This is a genomic window from Candidatus Limnocylindrales bacterium (genome assembly GCA_035626395.1).
Taxonomy (GTDB): Bacteria; Desulfobacterota; Binatia; order UBA1149; family CAITLU01; genus DASPNH01.
On sequence record DASPNR010000031.1, the window covers coordinates 468,080 to 489,761 of the forward strand.

Annotated in this window: 16 protein-coding genes; 6 read left to right on the forward strand and 10 right to left on the reverse strand. The window is 68.7% G+C overall.

Features of this window, described 5'->3' with window-relative positions; translation table 11 throughout:
- From VEC57_13565 to VEC57_13575, 3 genes are read right to left on the reverse strand one after another with little or no spacing between them, the layout of a single operon-like run.
- Positions 1-846: a glucose 1-dehydrogenase gene (locus VEC57_13565; GenBank protein ID HYC00157.1), complete on the reverse strand. Its 846-nt coding sequence runs from the start codon at positions 844-846 to the stop codon at positions 1-3.
- Between the two features lie 23 nt (positions 847-869).
- A complete protein-coding gene (locus tag VEC57_13570; protein HYC00158.1) occupies positions 870-1,937 on the reverse strand; it encodes an alpha-hydroxy acid oxidase in 1,068 nt (355 codons plus the stop codon).
- Positions 1,938-1,991: 54 nt separating this feature from the next.
- Positions 1,992-2,408, reverse strand: coding sequence for a VOC family protein (locus tag VEC57_13575; GenBank protein HYC00159.1), 417 nt, complete (start codon positions 2,406-2,408; stop codon positions 1,992-1,994).
- A 269-nt stretch (positions 2,409-2,677) separates the two neighbouring features.
- On the opposite strand from VEC57_13575, the gene VEC57_13580 reads away from it, so the two are divergent.
- Positions 2,678-3,769 carry a transglutaminase-like domain-containing protein gene (locus VEC57_13580; protein HYC00160.1) on the forward strand — a complete coding sequence of 364 codons (1,092 nt, stop codon included), beginning with the start codon at positions 2,678-2,680 and terminating at the stop codon, positions 3,767-3,769.
- 510 nt (positions 3,770-4,279) lie between these two features.
- Here VEC57_13580 and VEC57_13585 read toward each other — a convergent pair.
- Both VEC57_13585 and VEC57_13590 read right to left on the reverse strand, forming a co-directional pair.
- On the reverse strand, positions 4,280-5,485 hold the full coding sequence (locus VEC57_13585) for a pyridoxal phosphate-dependent aminotransferase family protein (protein HYC00161.1): 1,206 nt from the start codon (positions 5,483-5,485) through the stop codon (positions 4,280-4,282).
- Between the two features lie 327 nt (positions 5,486-5,812).
- The gene (locus VEC57_13590) at positions 5,813-7,000 is read right to left on the reverse strand and encodes an LLM class flavin-dependent oxidoreductase (protein ID HYC00162.1); all 1,188 of its coding nucleotides are present in this window, start codon (positions 6,998-7,000) and stop codon (positions 5,813-5,815) included.
- Positions 7,001-7,182: 182 nt separating this feature from the next.
- Between VEC57_13590 and VEC57_13595 the strand changes: the two genes are divergently transcribed.
- Both VEC57_13595 and VEC57_13600 read left to right on the forward strand, forming a co-directional pair.
- A complete protein-coding gene (locus VEC57_13595) occupies positions 7,183-8,259 on the forward strand; it encodes a zinc-binding dehydrogenase (GenBank protein HYC00163.1) in 1,077 nt (358 codons plus the stop codon).
- A gap of 97 nt (positions 8,260-8,356) precedes the next feature.
- Complete coding sequence (locus VEC57_13600) at positions 8,357-9,655, forward strand: cytochrome P450 (protein HYC00164.1); 1,299 nt, start codon at positions 8,357-8,359, stop codon at positions 9,653-9,655.
- 79 nt (positions 9,656-9,734) lie between these two features.
- On the opposite strand, the gene VEC57_13605 is transcribed toward VEC57_13600, so the two are convergent.
- Positions 9,735-10,898, reverse strand: a complete 1,164-nt coding sequence (locus VEC57_13605) for an amidohydrolase family protein (GenBank protein HYC00165.1) — start codon at positions 10,896-10,898, stop codon at positions 9,735-9,737.
- 174 nt (positions 10,899-11,072) lie between these two features.
- Between VEC57_13605 and VEC57_13610 the strand changes: the two genes are divergently transcribed.
- Positions 11,073-13,016, forward strand: coding sequence for a cation:proton antiporter (locus VEC57_13610; GenBank protein HYC00166.1), 1,944 nt, complete (start codon positions 11,073-11,075; stop codon positions 13,014-13,016).
- Between the two features lie 103 nt (positions 13,017-13,119).
- Positions 13,120-14,577, forward strand: a complete 1,458-nt coding sequence (locus tag VEC57_13615) for a wax ester/triacylglycerol synthase family O-acyltransferase (protein HYC00167.1) — start codon at positions 13,120-13,122, stop codon at positions 14,575-14,577.
- A 38-nt stretch (positions 14,578-14,615) separates the two neighbouring features.
- Here VEC57_13615 and VEC57_13620 read toward each other — a convergent pair whose 3' ends face one another.
- From VEC57_13620 to VEC57_13635, 4 genes are all read right to left on the reverse strand, one after another.
- Positions 14,616-16,325 carry an ATP-binding protein gene (locus VEC57_13620; GenBank protein HYC00168.1) on the reverse strand — a complete coding sequence of 570 codons (1,710 nt, stop codon included), beginning with the start codon at positions 16,323-16,325 and terminating at the stop codon, positions 14,616-14,618.
- A gap of 177 nt (positions 16,326-16,502) precedes the next feature.
- The gene (locus tag VEC57_13625) at positions 16,503-17,495 is read right to left on the reverse strand and encodes a deoxyhypusine synthase family protein (GenBank protein HYC00169.1); all 993 of its coding nucleotides are present in this window, start codon (positions 17,493-17,495) and stop codon (positions 16,503-16,505) included.
- A gap of 84 nt (positions 17,496-17,579) precedes the next feature.
- Positions 17,580-18,590, reverse strand: a complete 1,011-nt coding sequence (locus tag VEC57_13630; GenBank protein HYC00170.1) for an NAD-dependent epimerase/dehydratase family protein — start codon at positions 18,588-18,590, stop codon at positions 17,580-17,582.
- Positions 18,587-19,192, reverse strand: coding sequence for a CAP domain-containing protein (locus VEC57_13635; GenBank protein HYC00171.1), 606 nt, complete (start codon positions 19,190-19,192; stop codon positions 18,587-18,589). The genes VEC57_13630 and VEC57_13635 overlap by 4 nt, the downstream gene beginning before the upstream one ends.
- A 65-nt stretch (positions 19,193-19,257) precedes the next feature.
- On the opposite strand from VEC57_13635, the gene VEC57_13640 reads away from it, so the two are divergent.
- Complete coding sequence (locus tag VEC57_13640; GenBank protein HYC00172.1) at positions 19,258-21,663, forward strand: penicillin acylase family protein; 2,406 nt, start codon at positions 19,258-19,260, stop codon at positions 21,661-21,663.
- Positions 21,664-21,682: the final 19 nt, after the last annotated feature.

Consider the following 21,682-nt stretch of genomic DNA (forward strand, 5'->3'; position numbering starts at 1 on the left):
CTAGCGCTTCATCTCGCGGCGCTCGCGCATGAAGGGAATCTGCATCGACCACATGGTGCCGCCGGTCAGGCCGCCGTCCACCACGAGCGCGTGGCCGTTGACGAAGCTCGACTCCTCGCTGGCCAGCCACAGCGCGGCGTTGGCGATGTCCTCGGGTAGGCCCGGCCGCTGGATCGGCTGCATCGCGCCGATGCTCTGCTTGACCATCGTGATCGCCTCGTCCTCGCGCTCGGGATTGGCCACGCCTCCCATCGACTCGACGAATGCGCCGGCAAGCAACGGCGTGGCGATTGCGCCCGGACAAATGCAGTTGACGCGGACGCCGCGCTCGCCCAGCTCCATCGCGACCGTCCGCGTCAGCGCGATCACGGCCGCCTTGGCCGCGCTGTAGATGTGCGGCGAGTAGCCGGCGCGAAGGCCTGCGACGCTGGCGGTGCTGATGATGCTGCCCGAGCCCTGCGCGGCCAGGATGGGCGCGGCGTGCTTCATGCCGAGGAACACGCCGCGCACGAGCACGTTCATGGTCACGTCGTACTCCTCGACCGGAATCTCGGCGATGGGACCGATGGTTCCGCCGAAGCCGGCATTGTTGAACACGACGTCCAGGCGCCCATGCTTGCGCACCGCGGCGTCGATGCACCCATGCACGTCTTCTTCGCGCGAAACGTCGGCGTGCACATACACGGCGGCCTGGCCGATGTCGCGGGCGAGGCGCTGCCCGCGCTCGTCGTTCACATCGGCGACGACGAGGCGCGCGCCTTCGCGCGCGAACAGGCGTGCCGTGGCCTCGCCGATGCCGCTTGCGCCGCCAGTGATGACCGCGACCTTTCCCTCGAGTCGTTGCATGGGTTTCCTTTCTCGCGTGCCGTTCAGAGCAGCACGTCGCGGCCGAGCTCGTGCGGCCGCGAGGCGCCGCACAGCGCCATGGCGATGTCGATCTCCTCGCGCAGCATCGCGAGCACCCGCGCCACCCCACGGCCGCCGGCGGCCGCCAATCCCCAGATCGCCGGACGTCCGATGGCCACGGCACGCGCCCCAAGCGCCAGCGCCTTGACCACGTCGGTGCCGCGGCGAACGCCGCCGTCCATGTAGACTTCGCAGCGCCCGTCGATGGCATCGACGACGGAGCCGAGCACGTCCAGCGTGGCGGCGGCCGTATCGAGCTGACGGCCGCCGTGGTTGGAGACGAAGACCGCGCTGGCGCCGTGGGCGACGGCCAGCCGCGCATCGTCTGCGTGCAGAATGCCCTTGACGACCACCGGAAGCGTCGTCTGCGCGGCCAGCCACGCCACCGCGTCCCACGAAAGCGCAGGGTCGAAGAGCGATGCGACGTAGGCGGCAAGACCCGAGCCCTGCACGTGCGGCAGACGCCCGTGTCCGGCGCCGGCGAGATTGGCGAGCGAGAGGCCGTCGGGAAGCGTGAAGCTGTTGGCGATGTCGCGCTCGCGACGGCCCCACACCTGCCCATCCACCGTCAGCACGAGCGCGCCGCATCCGGCCTGCTCGGCGCGGCGCACCAGCTCGCGAGTCAGACCGCGGTCCTTGTAGACGTAGAGCTGGAACCACAGCGCCCCATTGGCGACCTGCGCGACCTCTTCGATCGAGGCGGTGGCCAGAGTGCTCAGGATCATGAGCGAGCCAGCGGCCGCCGCCGCTTTGGCCGTGGCCAGCTCGCCGTCCTCGTAGGCGAGGCGCTGGAACGCCACCGGCGCGACCATCAGCGGCATCGCAAGACGCTGCCCGAGTACCGTCGTCTCCAGGCTGCGGTCTTCGACGCTTCGCAGAACGCGGCCGCGCAGGCGCAACCGATCGAAGGAGGAGCGGTTGTCGGCGAGCGTGCGCTCATCGCACGCGCCGCCGGCGAAGTAGTCGAAGACGTCCTCGGGAAGATGGCGGCGCGCCAGCTGTTCGTATTCGTCGAGGCGCAGCGGGCTCACGCGCCAAACTTGGAGGGAAGCGGCGGCGGAAGCAAAGCGCTGGGGCGCCTGGTGCTACTCGGCGAGCAGGCCCTTTCCCGGCACGTGGTTCATCTCCAGGCGGATGCCGTCGGGATCCTCGAACAGCACGGAATAGTAGCCGGGCGCCCACGCGCCCTCCTCGGGCGCATGGACGATGGTCGCGCCGATTTCCTGCAGGAACGCGTGCAACTCGTCGACGTCGGCACGCTCGCGAGCGCGGAAGCAGATGTGGTGCAGCCCGACGCGCTCCTGGACAAAGCGCTCGCCGGCGTAGCGCGCGTCACCGGCGCGCACGCCGAAAGCCGTTCGTCCGCCGACGCAGTAGTACCAGCCGTCGACGTCCAGCACGGCCTTCATGCCGAGGAAGGGCAGAAGCTTGGAATAGAACGCGCGGGCGCGAGCGAAGTCGCTGGTCGTGACGAAGGTGTGGGCGATGCCGTTGATCTCCATCGTGGCGGCTGACTACCGCAAAGGCGCAGCCTGCGCCAGAGGACGAACGCCGGCGGACGGGCGTGCGTGCCGTCGCAACGAAGCGGCACGCCGTACTTGCGGCGGTCTCTTGCCGCTTCATACTGCGGCTCATGCACCACCTCGGACCTGGCCGAACTCTTCATACGCTGCCGTTCCTCGTCGCCTGTACGTCACTGCTGCTCCCGCTCCCGGCCGCCGGCGCTGCAGAGCCGCGCAAAGCCACGTACGCGGTCGATAGCCGCCTTGCCGTGACGATCCCCGAGGGCGCACTTCGCGTGCGCATATGGCTGCCGATGCCGCAGAAGGATGCGGCATCGGAAATCGACGACCTCGTCACGAAGCTGGATCCCGGAGGAACCGCATCGGCGCCCGCTGCTGCGCAGGTGCAGGGAGCGTCGTCGAGCGGCGAGGGGGCCGCCACCGACGCGGCGAGCGCCGAAGGCGGGCCGGGCAAGGCCGCTCCCGCAGCCGCCGGACCGGCGATGATCGTCGGCCGCGATTCGCACGGCAACGAGATCGGCTACTTCGAGCTGTCGCGCCCGCGGCCCGGCGAGGTCGTCGTGCATCAGCAGTTCGAGCTGACGCGCAGCGAGATTCTCGGCGACCTGGATGCTGCCAAGACGCGACCGCTCAACGCGGCCGAGAAGAAGGAGCATCGCGACGCGCTCGAGCCGAGCACGTACATTCCGGCCACGCCCGAGATCAAGAAGCTGGCCGGTGAGATCGTCGGCGACGAGAAGAACCCTCTGAAGATCGCGCGCAAGATCTACGACTGGGAGCTGTCCAACGTGGACTATTGGGCCAAGGAGCCCGACCGCTACGAACCCTCGCCGATGGGCAGCGCGGTCTATTGCCTCTCCACCCGCAGCGGCAACTGCGCCGATTTCCATTCTCTCTACATCGCGCTCGCGCGCGCGGCCGGCATCCCGGCCCGCATGGTGTACGGCTCGCTGCTGAAGAAGCAGCTTGCCGGATCGCGCGAGGACGCCGGCACGCACTGCTGGGTCGAAATCTTCCTGCCCGAGCTCGGCTGGCTCAGCGTCGACGTCTCGCTGGCCGACCTCTACCACGGCAACGTCGAGAAGACGGAAAAGAACGCCAGGCTCCTGGCGGCGGCCACACCCACGGGCGAGTTCGGCGAGGATGCGAAGATGGTCGACTACTACTTCGGCAACCTCGACGAGCGACGCGTCGTCTGGTCGCGTGGGCGCGACATCATGCTCGATCCGCCGCAGGGCAGCATCGCCCTGAACTCGCTGCCCAAGGCGTACGTGGAGGTCGACGGCAAGGAGCACGGGGCCTGGAAGCGTACGACGACGTTCAAGGAGGTCGCACGGTAGCTGCGACCGCCGCGCGTCCGGCATCGGCGGCCGAAGCCGCTAGCGCCGCCGACGGCGCAGGACGACCGGCAGCGTGGACGGCGTGTCCGTGAAGGTGGGCCAGACTGCCGCCGCCGCCGGCGCGGCCGCCTCGCCCACCTTGACGACCACCGCTATCGTTCCTAAAGGCGCCCCGTACGGGCGGGAGGATGCGTCGGCAGAGCGGCAGACAACGCATTTCGTGCGCGGAAGACGCAAGAAATGCGTGGTTTTCCCCGCGACCACGGCGCTAGACTCCGCGACTTCGAAAGCCGGTCTTCCTCGCCGCTTCACCTTCGACCGCTGGCGGCGAGCACGACGGGCGACGCTGCCTGAGCACTCGGCTCGGCTGTTCGCATTCCGCGAAACGAGCGAGGTCTCTCCCCCGTAGACCTCGGCGTGGCGGGACCTCCCCCGCCGCAGGCAGCGTCGCCTCTCCCCGTCTTGCATCGAGCGCGGCGAGAGCCGCTTGGATTGCCGCCGCAGCGGTGGCTATGCCGAGCGCTTTTCGCGGTCGGCCAGCACGCCTGCGCGGCGGCCGACGACCTCGAGCGCGGCCAGCGCCTCGTCGAGATGGTCGCGCGTGTGCGTGGCCATGTACGAGGTCCGGATCATGGCGCGCCCCGGCGGCACTGCCGGCGAGACGACCGGATTGGCGAACACGCCTTCCTCGTGCAGCTCGGCCACCATGCGAAAGGCCGTGAAGTCGTCGCCGACCACCATCGGAATGACGGGGGAGGCGGCGTCGCCGGTATCGAATCCGAGCTCGTCGAGGGCCTGCTTCATGTAGTGCGTGTTGTCCCAGAGCTGCTGGCGGCGCTCCGGCTCGCGCTCGACGATCGCGAGCGCGGCAAGAACGGCGGCGGCGCTGGCCGGCGGCATCGCCGCCGAGAAGATGTGCGTGCGCGCGTTGTGCCGGATGTAGTCGATCACCTCGCGATCGCCGGCGACGAAGCCGCCTACGCCGGCCAGCGACTTCGAGAAAGTTCCCATGACCAGGTCGACGTGGTCTTCGACGCCGAAATGCTCGGCAGTGCCGCGCCCGTGCTCGCCCAGCACGCCGATGCCGTGCGCGTCGTCGACCATCAAGCGGGCGCCGTAGCGACGCTTGAGCTCGACGACCTCCGGCAGTCGCACCAGATCGCCTTCCATCGAGAAGACGCCGTCGACGACGATCATCTTGCCGAACGTGTCCGGGACGCGCGAAAGCTTGTCGGCCAGATCGCCCATGTCGTTGTGGCGGTACTTGACGATCTTGGCCAGGCCGAGCCGCGCGCCGTCGATGATGCAGGCGTGGTCGAGATTGTCGAGGAAGACGATGTCGTGGCGTCCGAGAAGGGAGGAGAGGGTGCCGACGTTGACCTGAAAGCCCGTGGAGAAGATGAGCGCCGAGTCACGCTTCATGAACGTCGCCAGGCGCTCCTCGAGCTCGGCGTGCAGCTCGAGAGTACCGTTGAGCAACGGCGAGCCTGCGCAGCCGGTGCCGTACTGCTCCACCGCCCTTGCGGCAGCGGCGCGTACTTCGGGATGGTTGGCCAGACCGAGATAGTTGTTCGAGCCCAGCATGATCAGGCGATGGCCGTCGATGGTCACCACCGGATCCTGCGCCGAGCCGATGCGGCGGAAGTAGCGGTAGACCCCGGCATCGCGCAGAGAGTCCGCCCGCGTGTAGTCACGACACTTCTGAAAGATATCCACGATAGATTCCCCGCCTTCCGAGCCTGTCGCCGGACCGCGTTCTTGCGGCGGCGAGAGGAGGGATGCCCGGTTCCCAGCCGCAGCCCAACCACCCGAGAGGCCGATGGTTCCGAAAACGGGAGCGATGTGCAACGTCGCACTGCGTCGTAATCGGCCGCGACGGGCGGGGAGGCCGTCAAGTCACCGGAATTCTTGGATTGAGCGGCATCGGGTGCTGCAGGTTGTGCACCGCGCGCGCACGTAGGCGGGCATCACCGAGCCGGTGCGTCGGCCGTGCCCGGCGCGCGAATGCCGCGGCGGGCCGGCGCGCCGGCCGCGTCGCCGGCATCACGCCGCGGGCTTGGCGGCGGCCGCCTTCTTGGCCTCCGTTTCCTCCTGATGCTTCTGGATCATCTCCATCGCCGCGGTCATCGCCGCGCCCATCAGCTCGCCGGCGTTGTTCTTGGCGTAGGCCAGGGAGTCGACGCGCACCGCGTTGGCCTTCTCGAAGTGCGGCAGCACCTGGCGCTGGAACAGCTCGTACGACTTCTTGGTCTTCTCGAAGCTCGCCCAGTTGTGCGCCAGGAACAGGAAGCAGCCAAAGCCGCCGGTCTGCGCCTGCAGCCTCTCGAGCTGCGCGATCGCATCCGCCGGCGTTCCCACCACGGCAAAGCCGGACTCGGTCATCGCAGCCAGAGGATCGGCGGCGTAGAATTCGGGAGCGTTGGCGGTCGGATTGATGCCGACGAAGTAGCCGTGCCACTTCTCGAAGCCGTACTTCACGTCCTCGAAAGCCTGCTCGCGCGTCTCGGCCAGATGCATCGGGCCCACCACGCGCAGCATGCTGCGATCCATCGTGCGGCCGTTCTCGGCAGCGATGTCGCAGGCGACCTGCCAATTGGTGCCGAGCACGTCGTAGCCGGAGTTGGTGGTCGCGGCCACGCACAGCATTCCCAGGCCGTACTTGCCGGCCAGGCGGCCGCCCGACGGCGTGGCCGTGCTCGCCACCGCGACCTCGGGCCGCGGCTTGGTGTACGGCAGCAGCTGACAGCGGGCATTGACCAACTCGTACCAGTCCGTCTTCTCCGTGACGGTTTCGCCCGCCATCAGCCGAAGGATCACGTCGAGCGACTGCGCCATGCGCTCGCGCTGCTGAGACGGATGAATTCCGAGCATGAATGCATCGGAGGGCAGCAGCCCCGGCCCCACGCCGAACATCACGCGACCGCGCGTCATGTGATCGAGCTGGATGATGCGGTCGGCCACCATGAGCGGGTTGTGATAGGGCAGCGAGACCACGCCGGTCCCGAGCTTGATGCGGCTGGTGCGCTCGGCAGCGGCGGCGATGAACAGCTCGGGCGAAGAGATGATCTCGAAGCCGGCCGAGTGGTGCTCTCCGATCCAGGCCTCGTCGAAGCCGATGCGGTCGAGCCATTCCACCAGCTCGATATCGCGCCGGATGGCCATCGTCGGGTCTTCGTCGACCGGATGGAAAGGCGCGAGGAAGATTCCGCAACGAAGCCGGCCGCTGGTCATGGGGTCCTCCTTCCCGTTGCACGCAAAGCGGCGAGGGGTGTGCGCAATGTAGCGAGCCGAGGACGGCAAGCAAGCCTGGTGGCACGCGTGCCCGGTGATGCTCGCAACATGGAACGTGGCTGCCATCGCCTGCCTCCGCCTTCGCGTTCGTCAACAGTGGCCGCCGGGCGTAGTGTCCGCCCATGCGTGCGGTCGTCCTGCGCAGCGGCAAGCTGATCGTCGACGACGTCATGGAGCCCGAGCCCGGGCCGGGCATGGCGCTGGTGCGGACGCTGGCGTGCGGCATCTGCGGCTCCGACCTGCACGCAGCCAGGCACCTCGAGCGCATGGCGAGCACGCAGAAGCGCGCCGGTTCGCCCTTCGCGCTCGATCCCTCTCGCGACATCGTCATGGGACATGAGTTCTGCGCCGAGATCCTCGACTACGGCGCCGGCTCTTCGCAGCCGCTGCCGGTCGGGACGACGGTATGCGCGATGCCGATCGCCATCGGCGCCAGCGGCCTGCAGACCATCGGCTACTCCAATGATCTCCCCGGCGGCTACGCCGAGCGCATGCTGCTGACCGAGATGCTGCTGCTGCCCGTACCCAACGGCCTGCCCGCGCATCGGGCTGCGCTGACCGAGCCGATGGCCGTGGGAGTGCACGCCGTGGCCAAGGCCAACCTGCAGCCCGACGATGTCGCGCTCGTGCTCGGCTGCGGTCCCATCGGCCTGGCCGTCATCGCTGCGCTCGAGCTGGCCGGCGCATCGCCGGTGGTGGCGGCGGATTTCTCTCCGGCGCGACGCGCCCTGGCGCAGAAGATGGGCGCCGACGTCGTCGTCGATCCTGCGGTCGAATCGCCGTACCAGCGCTGGGAGGATCTGGCCAATCCCGAGAAGGTCGACCCTCACTCACCGCTGACGTTGATGGGCCTGGGGCCGCAGCTGCGTCCCGGCGTGGTCTTCGAGTGCGTGGGCGTGCCTGGCGTGCTCGCCCAGATCCTGGCGGGAGCGATGCGCCAGACGCGCGTGGTCGTGGTGGGCGTGTGCATGGAGAGCGACACGATCGAGCCCATCTTCGGCATCCAGAAGGAGCTCTCGCTCCAGTTCGTGCTCGGCTACACGCCCGAGGAGTTCGCTTCCACGCTCGGCCACATCGCCGACGGCCGCATCGACGTGACCCCACTGGTGACCGGGCGCGTCGGCCTGGAAGAGGTGCCGCGCGCATTCGAGGAGCTGGCGCACCCCGACCGTCACGCCAAGATCATCGTCGAGCCGTAGCGCCGCATTTTTTTCCTCCGCTGAGGCACGTTCGCGTCGCTTTGCCGGCGCGCCGCCCTATCCTTCTCCACGGTCGCCGCCGCGGCGACCTGCAACGATGGCTGCCATCCCTCGCGACAGTGCGCTTGCCGCCGTGCGCCACATGGCGCGCAATCCCTACACGTTCATCTCCGAGCGTGCGCGTGTCGTGGGCGCCGACGTCTTCGAAGTGGCGCTGCCGTTCCAGAAGATCATCTGCATGACCGGAGCGGCTGCGTGCGAGCTGTTCTACGACCACCGTCGTTTCCTGCGGCAGGGCGCGGCGCCGGGCAGGATCCAGAAGACGCTGTTCGGGCAGGGCGGCGTGCAGGGCCTGGACGACGAGCCGCACCGGCACCGAAAGGAGATGTTCCTCGGGCTGCTGGCGCCGGAGGCGGTCTCCGCGCTCACGGCGGAGTTCGAGCGCTGCTGGCAGAAGGAGGTCGCGACGTGGAAGTCGCAGGATTCGATCACCCTCTACCACGAGATGCAGCGCATCCTGACGCGCGCCGTGTGCGCGTGGGCTGGCGTGCCGCTGCCCGAGGATGAAGTCGAAGCCCGCACGCGCGAGCTGACCGCGCTCTTCGACAAGGCCGGCGCGGTCGGACCCAAGCACTGGTGGGCCAGGCTGGCGCGCAGGAAGTCCGATGCGTGGGCGGCCAGCATCATCGACAAGGCGCGACGCGAGGGAGACGGCGGCGACACCATCGTCGCGCGCATCGCATCGCACCGCGAGCTGGACGGCCAGCTCCTGCCGCCGAGGATCGCCGGCGTGGAGCTGCTCAACATCCTGCGGCCGACCGTGGCCATTTCCGTCTATCTGACGTTCGTCGCGCTGGCGCTGTACGAGCATCCCAAGTGCCGCCTGCGCATCGCCGCCGGCGAGCACGACCTGGTCGAATCGTTCGTCCAGGAAGTACGGCGCTTCTACCCTTTCTTCCCTGCCGTCGGAGCGCGCGTGCGCGACGGCTTCGAGTGGCAGGGGATGACGTTCCCGCGCGGACGGCGGGTGATGCTCGACTTGTACGGCATCCAGCACGACCCGCGCCTGTGGCAGGAGCCGCAGCGTTTCGACGGCGAACGTTTCCTGGACGTGCAGCCGGACATCTTCCGCTTCGTTCCCCAAGGCGGCGGCGATGCGCACGGCGGCCATCGCTGCGCAGGAGAGCAGGTCACCGTCGAGCTGATGAAGACGGCGACGCGCCTGCTGGCTCGCAACCTCAGCTACGAGGTGCCCGACCAGGATCTGTCGATCGACTACTCGCGCCTTCCCGCGCTGCCGCGCAGCGGCTTTCGAATCCGTCGCGTGCGCGTCACCACCACAGGCATGGGGATGCCGCCGCGCAAGGACGAGGCGATTTTGCGCCGCGTCGGCTGATGCCGGCCGCTGCGCGCCGGGCAGCGGGTGCCTCAGCCACTGGGGCAGCGGCTGCTGAGCGGACGCCGCGCCTGCCGATCTACGCCGGCATCGCGCGCCCCATCAGATCCTCGAAGTTGGCCCGGTAGAACCTGTCACGAGCTCCTTCGTCCAGGCCGGCAATGGTTGTCTCGAAGCGCCGCACCGGATTGCGGCCGCCTTCGACGTGCGGATAGTCCGAGGAGAACAGGCACACCTCCGGCCCGGCCTGCGAGATGATCCAGCCGACGTCTTCGGCCGGATACGGCGTGACTCGCACCTGTCGCCGCACGATCTGGCTCGGCAGCGCCGACAGCTTGCGCAGCCGCTCTTCGTTCCTGGCGAAGGCCGCCACCGCCGAGTCCATCGAGCGCATCCATCCCGGCACCCACGACGCGCCCTGCTCGATGACTCCGAACTTGAGGCCGGGCCAGCGGTCCAGGATGCCGTCGAAGATCAGCGTGGCCAGCGTCTGCATGGGCGGGTAGGGAATCGCCATGTAGTCGACGGACCGGAAGTTCTCCTCGCCGCCATGGAAATCCGGAATCGGTGGCCGGCCGTTCTCGAAGTACATCGGGTCCAGCAGCGTGCCGCCGCCGCCGACGTGGAAGAGGATCGGAACTCCCGCCTCCGCCGCCTGCTCCCAGACCGGAAACAGGCCCACATGGCTCGGCGAATGACGCGCCGGGCACGCGGACGCAATCAGCAGCGCCTTGGCGCCCATCTCAATGGCCTGCTCGGCGGCGCGGCGAGAGAGCTCGAAATCGGCCAGCGGCACGTAGCAGCTGGGCAGAAGGCGCGAGTCGACGCTGCAGAAGTCGAGCATCGCGCGGTTGTGCGCGGCGGCGACGCCGTAGGCGACCTCGACGTCGGCGCGGTGCTCGAGCTCGTTCAGATACTTGTTCAGGAACGTGTTGAAGACGAGCTGCGTGGCGAACCCGAGCAGGTCGAGCGCGCGCGGCCGGTCTTCCTTCAGGAAGGAGCCGGTGGCGCTCCAGTTCTTGCGCAGCATGATCTGTTCGGCGTCGGCAGCGCGGTAGTCGGGATCGGCGTGGCGGGCGCGGGCTTCGTCGATCAGCTTGTGCTCGCCCGGGCGCACCGCCGACAGCGCCAGCCGCGGCATGCGCTCGCGGACGCGCGCATCGAGATACGGATCGAGCCACTCCGGCGTTTCCATGATGTGGGAGTCGGCATCGTGGACGATGCGGCCTTCGATGTAGGGCATGCTCCGTCTCCTGAGCTCGGGCCGCGGTCCACGCACGCGGTGGCCTTGCGGGCCGCGGCGCCGTGCGACGACGCGGCGTCGCAGCGATTCCAGCCTCGCCTATACATCGAGTGCCGAATCCTTGGGAACCGCTGCGTTGACGCCGCCGCCGCCCGCCGTCACCATCGCAGGCTCATGCTGCTCATCGAGGTGGTCGTGCTGCTCGCCGTCGCCTGCGCGACGCTGGTGCTGGGGCGTGCTCTGCGCGTTCCGCCCATTGCCGCCTATCTGATCGGTGGCGTGCTGGCGGGGCCGGGCGGCATAGGGCTGGTCGATCACTCCGAATGGCTCGAGTACCTCTCGGAGCTGGGAGTGGCGCTGCTGCTGTTCGGAGTGGGGACCGAGGTGTCCCTGGAACGGCTGCGCGACGGCATGCTGCGGACGCTCGGCGGCGGTGCGGCGCAGGTGCTGGGCAGCATCGCGGCGGGCGCCGGCATCTTCGCGATGCTCGGCTCCAGCACGGCGTCCTCCACCGTCGTCGGTTTCCTCGTCTCGCTCTCGAGCACGGCGCTGGTCTTCAAGATGTTCGCGGATGCGCGCGAGCTGTCCACGCCCCATGGCCGCGCGGCCACCGGCATCCTGATCTTCCAGGACTTCGCTCTCATTCCGATGATGCTGTTCCTGCCGGTGCTGGCGGGGCCGGCCGAGGGCGCGGCGATGTCGGCGGCGATGGCGGTCACGCGTGCGATCGCCGCCGTGTCGGCGATCGTGGTGCTCGCGCGCGTCATCCTTCCGCGTGTGCTCGAGTACGCCGCGCGCCTGGGCATCGCCGAGCTGCACGCGCCGCTGGCGCTGCTGATCGCTCTCGGCACCGCCACGGCGGCGCAGGGCTTCGGCCTGTCGCTGCCGCTGGGCGGTTTCCTGGCGGGGCTGGCGCTGTCGGGAACGGTGCATGCGCAGCGCGTGGTGGCCGAGCTGCTGCCGCTGCGCGACGCCTTCATCGCCGTCTTCTTCACCAGCATCGGCATGCTTTGCGTGCCGGCGCAGGCTCTGGCCGACCCTGCATCGCTTGCGGGTATGGCAGCCGCAGTGGCCGCCAAGGGCCTGGTATGTGCAGCCGTGGTGGCCGTGGCATGGCGGTCGTGGCGGCTGGGCATGGCGGCGGGCGTGGCACTGATGCAGATCGGCGAGTTCTCCTTCGTCCTCGCGCGCGAAGCGGTGCGCCTCGAGCTGCTGCCGCGCACGACCGAGCAGGCATTCCTCGCGACCGCGGTTCTCAGCATGGCGCTGACGCCGGTGCTGATGGCGGCCACGCGCCGCCTGCTCTCGCTCGACCTGGACCGCGGAGCGACGCGCGAGGCCAGGCTCCGCCATCACGTGATCGTGGTCGGCTGCGGCTCCACCGGCCGCGCGGTTGCCAACGTTCTGCGCGACACGTCGATCCCGTTCATCGTCGTCGACTTCGATTCGCGGCTGGTGCGGCAGGCCGAGCGTGAAGGGCTGCCGGTCATGTTCGGCGACGCCACCCGGCGCGCCGTGCTCGAGGAGGCCGGGGTCAAGAGCGCGCGGGTAGTCGTCGTTTCGGTGGGCGAGCCGGTCGCCACCAGGCGCAGCGTGGGCCTTGCTCGCCAGCTCAATCCCCGAGCGCCGATCCTGGTGCGCGCCTCGCGGGTGGAGGAGATCCCGGAGCTCGAGCAGATCGGCGCCACCGACGTGGTGCCGGCGGAGTTCGAGGCCTCCATCGAGCTGTTCGTGCGGATGCTGATGCGGCTGGGCGTGTCACGGCACGTCGCGCGCGTCCAGGAGAGCATCATCCGGCTGGGCAACTACCGGGCGCTGCGAGGCACGCTGGGCTCGTCCCACTTCATGGCGGAGATCGAGAAGCTCATCCGCGGCGGCGTCATCGAGCACACCGAGGTCACCGCCGACAGCCCGGCCGTCGGCAAGACGCTGTTCGAGCTGGATGTGCGCGAAAAGACAGGGGCGGTGGTGCTGACCATCGTCCGCAACGAGGAGCCGATCCCGAACCCGGGGCCGGAGGTCACGCTGCAGGCGGGCGATCTGGTGGTGCTGTACGGCCCCCATGCGGCGATCGCCTCGGCGCTCGACATCCTGGAGCCTCCGCCGGATCAGCCGTAATTCTCGACGAATTTGATAGAACGCGTTTCAAAAATCGTCAAAGTTCCGGTATGGACTCGCTCGCGGCGGCCACACTCCCGGGCCGACCGTCAAGGAGATCGCCATGGAGCGACTGACCGGTATCGACGCTTCGTTCTTCTACATGGAGACCCCGGCGCAGCACATGCACGCCGTGGCCGTCACCATTCTCGACCCCTCCGAAACCAAGGGCACCTCCGATCTGGAAGCGATGCGCGCCGAGCTTGCGCGCCGGCTCGTGGCGATGCCGGCCTTTCGCCGCCGCCTGGCCCACTTCCCGCTCGGGCTCGACCATCCGGCCTGGATCGAGGCGCCGGTGGACGTGGATCGACACGTCTTTCGCGCCGCGCTGCCGTCACCGGGCCGACGGCGTCAGCTCGAACAGTTCGTCGGCGATTTCGCGAGCGTGCCGCTCGCTCGCGATCTGCCGCTGTGGGAGTGCTGCCTGCTCGAAGGGCTGGAGGGCGGGCGTCTGGCGATGCTCGTCAAGGTCCATCACGCAATCATCGACGGCGTCTCGGGCGCGCAGATGCTGGCGCAGCTCTGCGACTTCGAGCCCGTGGTGCCGGTGGAGAAAGCGATCGTCCAGGACTGCACCAACGCCGAGCCCGAGCCGTCGCTGATCGACCTGGCCCTGACGTCCCTGCGCGCGCGGCTCGTCGATCCGGTACGCATGGGCACGGCGATGCTGCGGACGATCCGCTGGGGGCTGCAGGCGGTGACATCATCCAAGGATGACGAATCGGTGACGCTTCCTCTGGCCGCGCCCTCGACCCCCTTCAGCCATGCGTTGACGCCGCGGCGCTCCGCCGGCTTCGCGCGCGCGTCTCTCGAGGACGTCAAGAAGATCAAGAATGCGTTCGGCACCACCATCAACGATGCGGTGCTGGCGGCATGCACGCGGGCGCTGCGGCGCCAGCTGGAGCGGCGCGGATGCTTGCCCGATCGCGCGCTGGTGGCCTCGGTGCCGGTGTCGGCGCGTCGGCCGGGCGAGCACGCTGCGAGCTACAACCGCGTCAGCGCCATCTTCGTCGGCCTCCCGGTCCACATAGCCGATCCTGTCGAGCAGCTGCGCTGCGTGCACGCCGACGCCAGCGCGGCCAAGCGCATGATGGGATCGCTCGGGAAGGACATGCTCGGGCAGTGGATGGAGCTGGCGCCGCCGCTGCTGTTCGCGCAGGCGATGCGTCTGTACTCGGCGTTCCGGCTCGCCGACCTGCACGCGCCGGTTCACAACGTCGTGATCTCGAACGTGCCGGGCCCGCCCGTCCCGCTGTACGTGGCAGGAGCGCGCGTGGAGGCGCTGTATCCGCTCGGCCCGATTCTGGAGGGCGCGGCGCTCAACATTACCGTCTTCAGCTATCGCGATGCTCTCGACATCGGCGTCGTGACCTGTCCCGACCTCGTCGACGACGTCGGCGCGATCGGCGACGACATTGCCGCCGCCGTAGCCGAGCTGGCGGCGCTGGCGGACGCCGAGGCGTACCGCGCCGGAACCGGCGCCGGCCTGGATGTCGACCTCGATCACCGCACGGCGGCCTGAGCCGCGTCTGCGTCGAAATGCGGCGGCCGCCGCCCGTGTCATTCCGGAATCGTGAAAAAGAATGCGGCGCCGCCCTGCTGCGGTGTCGCCTCTGCCCACACGCGGCCGCCGTGGCGCTGCACGATGCGATGGACGATCGCCAGCCCGATGCCCACTCCTTCGAACTGTGCCGCGCTGTGCAGGCGCGAGAAGGGGCGGAACAGCTTGTGCGCGTACGTCATTTCGAACCCGACCCCGTTGTCGCGCACGAAGAAGGCGCCGCCTGCGTCCGCCTGCTTCACGCGTCCCACCTCGATGACGGGTGCGGCCACGCCGCCGGTGTACTTCCACGCGTTGCCGAGCAGGTTCTCGAGAAGGATGCCGAGCAGGCGCCGGTCCCCGACGACGCTGCATCCTTCCTCGATGCGAACGTCGACCGTACGCGACGGATCCTCGGCGCGCAGTGCGGCGGCCACGGAGTGCGCGAGCTCGGAAAGATCGACGCTCTGGCGCCGCAGCGGCTCGCGCGAAAGCCGCGACAGCGACAGGAGCGCGTCCATGACGCGGCTCATGTGCTGGGCGCTGCTCTCGATGCGCAGGAGATCGTCATGAACGTCCTGCTCCACCGAGTCGCCGAGCCGCTCGCTGACGAGACGGCTGTAGCCGGCGATCACCCGCAGCGGTCCACGCAGATCGTGCGACACGGAATAGTTGAAGCCCTTCATCTCCTGAACGGCTGATTCCAGGTCGGCGGTCCGCTCCTTGACGCGGCGCTCGAGCTCTTCGTTGAGACGCCGAATCTTCTCCTCGGCGTCCACCTGCGCGGTGATGTCGCGGATGTTGACCACGTAGGCCTGGATGGCCGAGTTGTCGAGCCAGTTGGTGGCCGTGATGTCCAGCCACAGGTAGCGCTCGCCCGACAAACGCCGAATGCGGCTCCGCATGGGAACGCCGGGACGAGCGGCCAGCTCGAGCATCAGCTTGCCAACCTTGTCGCGGTCGTCGGGGTGGACCCACTTCCAGATGCTGTTGCCGATCTGGGACTCGTCGCCGGCGCCGAACATCGCGATGCCGGCGGGCGTCGTATAGAGCAGACGTCCCTTGGCGTCGAAGAGGCTGACCGGATCCTGGGAATGCTCGATCAGCGCACGGAAGCGCTCCTCGCTGGCGCGCAGGTCCTCCTCGATCTGCTTCCGGTTCAGCGCATGGGCGAGAAGCTCGGCGACCATGCGCAGCATCGAAGCCGTCTCCGCATCCCACTCCCGCTGCTCGCGAACGCAGGCCAGCGAAAGGAACCCCAAGGTGCTGATGCGTGCCTGGATCGGCACCATGATGATGGCGCGGTGACCGCGCGCCTGCAGCATGGCCCTGCCGCTGGCGAGCTCATCGGAAAGGTCGGCCACGTTGGATATGGCCACGATCTGGCCTTGTCGCAGCGCCCCCTCCCACCACGGCGCCTGATCCATCTCGATGCGGGAAAGATCGTCACCGGCGGGCACGGCGCCGTCGCCGCTCCAACCGCGCAGCAGCGTCAGATGGTCGCCACCGGGCGCAGCCACCATGATGGACGCGCGGTCGACGCCGGTGAATTCGCCGACGGTCGCCAGCGCCCAATCCAGCCAGGCCTCGAACTCGCTGATCGGCAGATGGATGAAGCGCGCCGACAGACGGCTGATCAGCTCCTCGAGCTGCAGCCGGCGTCGAAGCGCCACTTCGACCCGCTCGGGAAGAATGGATGCCAGGAGGGGGGCGTGTGCACCGATCGCCATCTAGCGAGTGCTCAATAATGATGAGTGGAGTCTCATTTCCATGCGCCCGCTCGCGACTTGTGCCGCAAAGACGCGCGCGGGCCGAGGGCCGCTCCGAACTCGCGAAGACTGCTTCAGCCGGCCGGCGAAGTCGAGATGTTTTCTCATCTCGCGCAGCTTCGGCGCCTGAAGACGTTCTCAGTTCGACGCGTCAAGGACGTAGGCGAAGACGAGCGGCGCCACGATCGTCGCGTCCGACTCGACGATGAAACGCGGCGTGTCAATCGCCAGCTTCTCCCAGGTGATCTTTTCATTGGGAACGGCGCCGGAGTAGGAGCCGTAGCTCGTCGTCGAGTCACTGATCTGGCAGAAGTAGCCCCACAGCTTGATGTGCTCGAGCTGCAGGTCCTGGCGCATCATCGGAACCACGCAGATCGGAAAATCGCCGGCGATGCCGCCGCCGATCTGGAAGAAGCCGATCAGCCGGTCGGGCGTCAGCTTCTGGTACCAGTCGGCCAGCGACATCATGTACTCGATGCCGCTTCGCACCGTGTGCACGTTCTTGACCGTGCCCCGGATGCAGTGCGAGGCGTAGATGTTGCCGAGCGTGGAGTCCTCCCAGCCCGGCACGAAGATGGGCAGCTTCTTCTGGCACGCCGCCACCAGCCAGCTGTCGGCGGGATCGATCTGGTAGTGCTTCTGAAGCACGCCGCTGTCGATGAGGCGGTAGAAGAACTCGTGCGGGAACAGCCGCTCGCCGCGCCTGTCCGCGCCCATCCATTCGTCGAGCACCGCGTCCTCCAGCCGGCGGATCGCCTCTTCCTCGGGAATGCAGGTGTCGGTGACACGGTTGAGGTGGCGGTCCAGGAGCTCCTGCTCGTCCAGCGGCGAAAGGTCGCGGTAGTGCGGCACGCGCACGTAATGATCGTGCGCGACCAGGTTGAACAGGTCCTCTTCGAGGTTGGCGCCCGTGCAGCTGATCGCGTGGATCTTGCCGCGCCGGATCATCTCGGCCACCGAGATGCCGAGCTCGGCCGTGCTCATCGCTCCCGCCATCGTCAGCAGCATGTGATTGCCGCCTTCGAGGAAATCGCAGTAGCCCTGCGCCGCATCGACCAGTGCGGCGGCGTTGAAGTGACGGTAGTGGTGGCGCAGGAAATCGGCGATGCCTTCGGGAGCTTTGTACGGCATGGCCGGGTATCTGGGACGGACGTTCGGGTTTTTCAACCGCTGCGGCAGCCGGGGGCGTCGTGTGCCGCCGCGCCGGTCGGTGCCTCAGGCTGCGCTGCGACGGTCGAGCCACTGGCGGCGCCACCTGCAGCTGTCGCCGATGGTCTCGTCGAAAGGACGGAAGACGATGCCGAGCTCGCGTATGGCTCGCGAGGAGTCGAGCATGATCTTCTCGTGCATGGTCCGCACCGCCGTGCGCGTGATCAGCACGTCCGAGCCGGTCCAGCGTCCCCATGCCTCGGCGGCCGCCGCATAGGCCAGCAGCGCAAGATGCGGGATGCGGATGCGCGGCGCGCCGATGCCCGTCGCGCGCTGCAGGGCAGCCAGGATCTCCTGCATCGTCTGGAAGGTTCCTCCCACGATGTATCGCGCACGGTCGGGCGCACGGCGGCCGGCCTCGATCATTGCGGCGGCCACGTCGCGCGCGTCCACGATCATCGTGCCGCCGTCGATGACGGCGGGGACGCGACCGGCCGTGAACTCGTCGATCAGCTGCCCAGCCGCCGTCGGCGCGGCGTCGTAGGGTCCCCAGATCCAGCCGGGCAGCACTTCCACGATGCGAATGCCGGAGGTGCCGTGCCACTGCGCGAGCGCGGCGTCCGTGCGCAGCTTGCTGCGGAAATAGGCGTTGGCGATCTGGATGGGCAGAGGCGGCGTGTCCTCGTCGCCCGGCGATCCGTCCGCTTTCTTGCCGATGATGCCGCCTGAGCTGACGTGGACGAACGCTCGCGCGCCGGCGCGGTCGGCGGCCTCCAGGAGCGCCAGCGTTCCTTCATGGTTGATCCTCTCGAGCGCAGCTTCGTGCTCGCCGCGGCCGAACGCTTCGCGGAAGTAGGCGGCGGTATGAAAGACGACGTCGCAGCCGGCCAGCGCTGCGGCAAAGCCGGCCACGTCGCGCATGTCGCCGGTCGCAATGGTCGCGCCGGTATCGGCGAGCAGAGCCTGCGCCTTGGCGGCATCACGGGCCAGGCCCGTGACCGGGTGGCCGGCGGCGAGGAGCGCTCGAACCAGGTTGTTGCCCAGCAGGCCGGTGGCGCCGGTGACGAAGGCTCTCATCTCCCGCGGCTCCAGTATCCGGCCGGGTCCTCTTCCAGCCCGAGCCACAGCACCGCATAGCCGCCGTGCACGCCGATGCCGACGGCCTTCCAGTCCTCGCCGCGCCAGCGCTTGCGGTTGAGCATCACGTCGCTGTGCGTGGCGCTGCTCTTCCACACTTTCATGATGGTGCGCGGGCGCGCCGTCGCCGAGGTCCAGTAGCCGATCTCGAAGCCCGATCCTTTGTATGGCGTAAGTTCACGAGGCTTGTTCCACATGCAGCCGGGGTCGCTATGATCGGGACGGTAGCAGCAGGCGGTCCATGGACCGTGCGACGACCAGCTATGGATGTTGCACTTGGCGTCGAAGCCATTGCGTTGAAGGTCCGCTGCGTGCATGCGTGCGACCGTGGTCAGCGAGCGCGACAGCGGGACGGCAGGAAGACGATGGTCGGCACGATAGGCAAGGAACAGCTCATAGAGCTCGCGCTCCTCTTCGCTGGGCGCAGCGCCGGCCGCGGCGCTTTCGGCGCCGGCAGCGGGCACCGCAGCCGTTCGGACGGTGCCGCAGCCGATGCAGCTTGCGAGCAGGGCCAGGAAAACGGCCCGAGCGAAAATTCTCACGCCGTCCCTCCGGCTCCGGGGGCGCACCATGCGCACGACGCGATGCGGATGCCAGAGGAGAGGTCATGGCTACGGTAGGCTCGCCGCCCGCCGCTCTTCCGGCCAAGCGCACGGCTCGAATGCTGCGCCGCCTGCTCGCGTCGCTGGCGCGGCGCAACGAGACGCGCACGTACCCGGCGCTGGAAGCGGCCAACCTTCCGCCGACGCGCGCGCGCCTCGAGATCGTCCGCGACGGCCGCGGCATTCCCCACATCTATGCCGAGCACGACGCCGACCTGTTCGCCGCGCTCGGCTATCTGCAGGCGGCGGACCGCTTCGTGCAGCTCGACATCATCCGCCACATCGGCGCCGGCCGCGTCTGCGAGCTTGCCGCGGACCTGCCGGCGCCGCGCAAGGACGAATGGTTCGGCGGCAAGCGCCTCTCGGACCTGGACGCGTTCGTCCGGCCGCTTTCGTTGGTCGAGCGCAGCCGGGAGGACTTCGGCGGCATGGACGAACGGGCACGCGAATGCCTGACCGCGTTCGCTTCCGGCGTCAACGCCGCGGTGCGCGCAATGGACGGCGTCTATCCCTCCGAATACCTGGCGCTGGCGGCGGTGCGCGAGTGGGAGGCGAGCGATTGTCTCCTGGCCGCACGCACCAGCGCGCTGCTGGTCAGCATGGTCAACTTCGATTCGGAGCTGACGTTCGATGCGGTGCGCTCGGCGGTCGGCGACGTCGTGGCGCGCAAGATCTATCCAGACGCGCCGTGGGAAGCGGTGCCGACTACGTACAGCGCTCGCGGCGCGATGCCGCCGGAGACGCCGCTGCATCCGCCGATGGCGGGCAGCAACAGCTGGGCCGTGGCCTCGGCACGCTCGCGCACGCACGCGCCGCTGCTGGCCAACGATCCGCACGTGCCGGTGCTGCCGCTTCCGACCTACTGGCATCACGTCCACATCGAGGGGCCGCGCTTTCGCGCGCAGGGCGGGATGTTTCCCGGCTGCCCCGTGCTCGGCTTCGGGCACAACGGCCACTTCGCCTGGAGCGTGACCACCGGCTACCGCGACTCGTGGGACTTCTACCGGATCCGGCGCGAGGTTGCCGATCCGACCCGCTACGCGACGATCAACGGACCGGGAGTCATCCAGCGCCACAGCGAGCCCCTGTCGGTGCGCTTCGGCCGCAGCGGCCGCAGCATCGAATGGGAGAGCTGCGAGCACGGCATCATCCTTCCCGGCTGGAAGCACCACGACGGCGCCGACCTCGCCATCCGGCAGGTGCCGTCGGACGCCGGCATGTACTTCGAGGGCCACCTCGCGCTGCTCGCATCGCAGACCGTGGCCGAGCATCGCGCCGCGCTCGCGCGCATCCACGAGGGGCCCTTCGACTTCAACCACGTCTACGCGCACCGCGACGGCTTCATCGGGTGGGAGCTGTACGGCCGGCTGCCGCGGCGCCGCGGCGATGGCCTGTTCGTCCGCGATGCCGACGATCCGGCCGGCGCGTGGGATGGCTACCTCTCGTTTCCGGAGATGCCCAAGATGCTGGCACCGGCCGCCGGCGTCGTGGCCTCGGCCAACTCGATCGTCAATCCGGCCGATTACAAACGTATTGCCACCAAGGTGCACTTCGAGCCGCGCTACCGTCAGGCGCGCATCGAAGACCTGCTGGCCCACCGCTCCCAGCACACGATCGACGGATTCGCCGACATGCAGCGCGACGTCGAGGCCGATCATCTGCTGGCGCCGCGCGCCGGCTTCATCCGCCTGTGCAAGCACGCCGGCAACCCCATTGACGGCGACGCGGCGCAGGCGCTGGACATTCTCGACACCTGGAACGGCGTGTGCGACCTCGAGACCCGCGGCATGGCCGTCTTCTTCTACGCGCGCAAGGAGATGGCCCGCCTTTGCTTCACGCCGCTGCTCGGCGCCGCGGTCGCCCGGCGCTATCTGGCAGGCCGCCGCGTGCTGCCGCGCATGCACGATCTGCTCAGCGACTCGCACGACCCGCTGATCGAGGAGATCGAGCGCGCTGCCGGCGTCACGCTCTCCGATCTGGCGGTGCGCGCACTGCAGCACGCGGTCGCCAAGGTGCGCGCCGTGTGCGGCAACGATCCGCAGAAATGGTTGTGGGGGCGGATCCAGCGCGCGCGCCTGGGCGTGCTGCTCAGCGAGCTGCCGCTGTACGGGCGTCGACTGCTCGCGCTGGATGAGCCGTTTCCGGGCGAGGAGTACACGCTCAGCCCGGCGCGGTGCCTGGACGAGAGGGGCGGGCTGCGGCTGCTGGTCGGCGCCAGCAGCCGCTTTCTGTGCGACTTGTCCAAGCCCGAGGAAGCCTACTTTGCGCACAGCAGCGGACCGAGCGCCGACGTCGGCTCGGCCTTCCATGCGAACCTGTCGGGGCCATGGGCGAAGTTCGAGTACTTCCGCTCGTGCCTGTGGAAGCCCAACGAGGTGCCCGACGTCGTCGAGCGGCTCGTGATCCGCTGACGCACGCGCGCATGTTGCG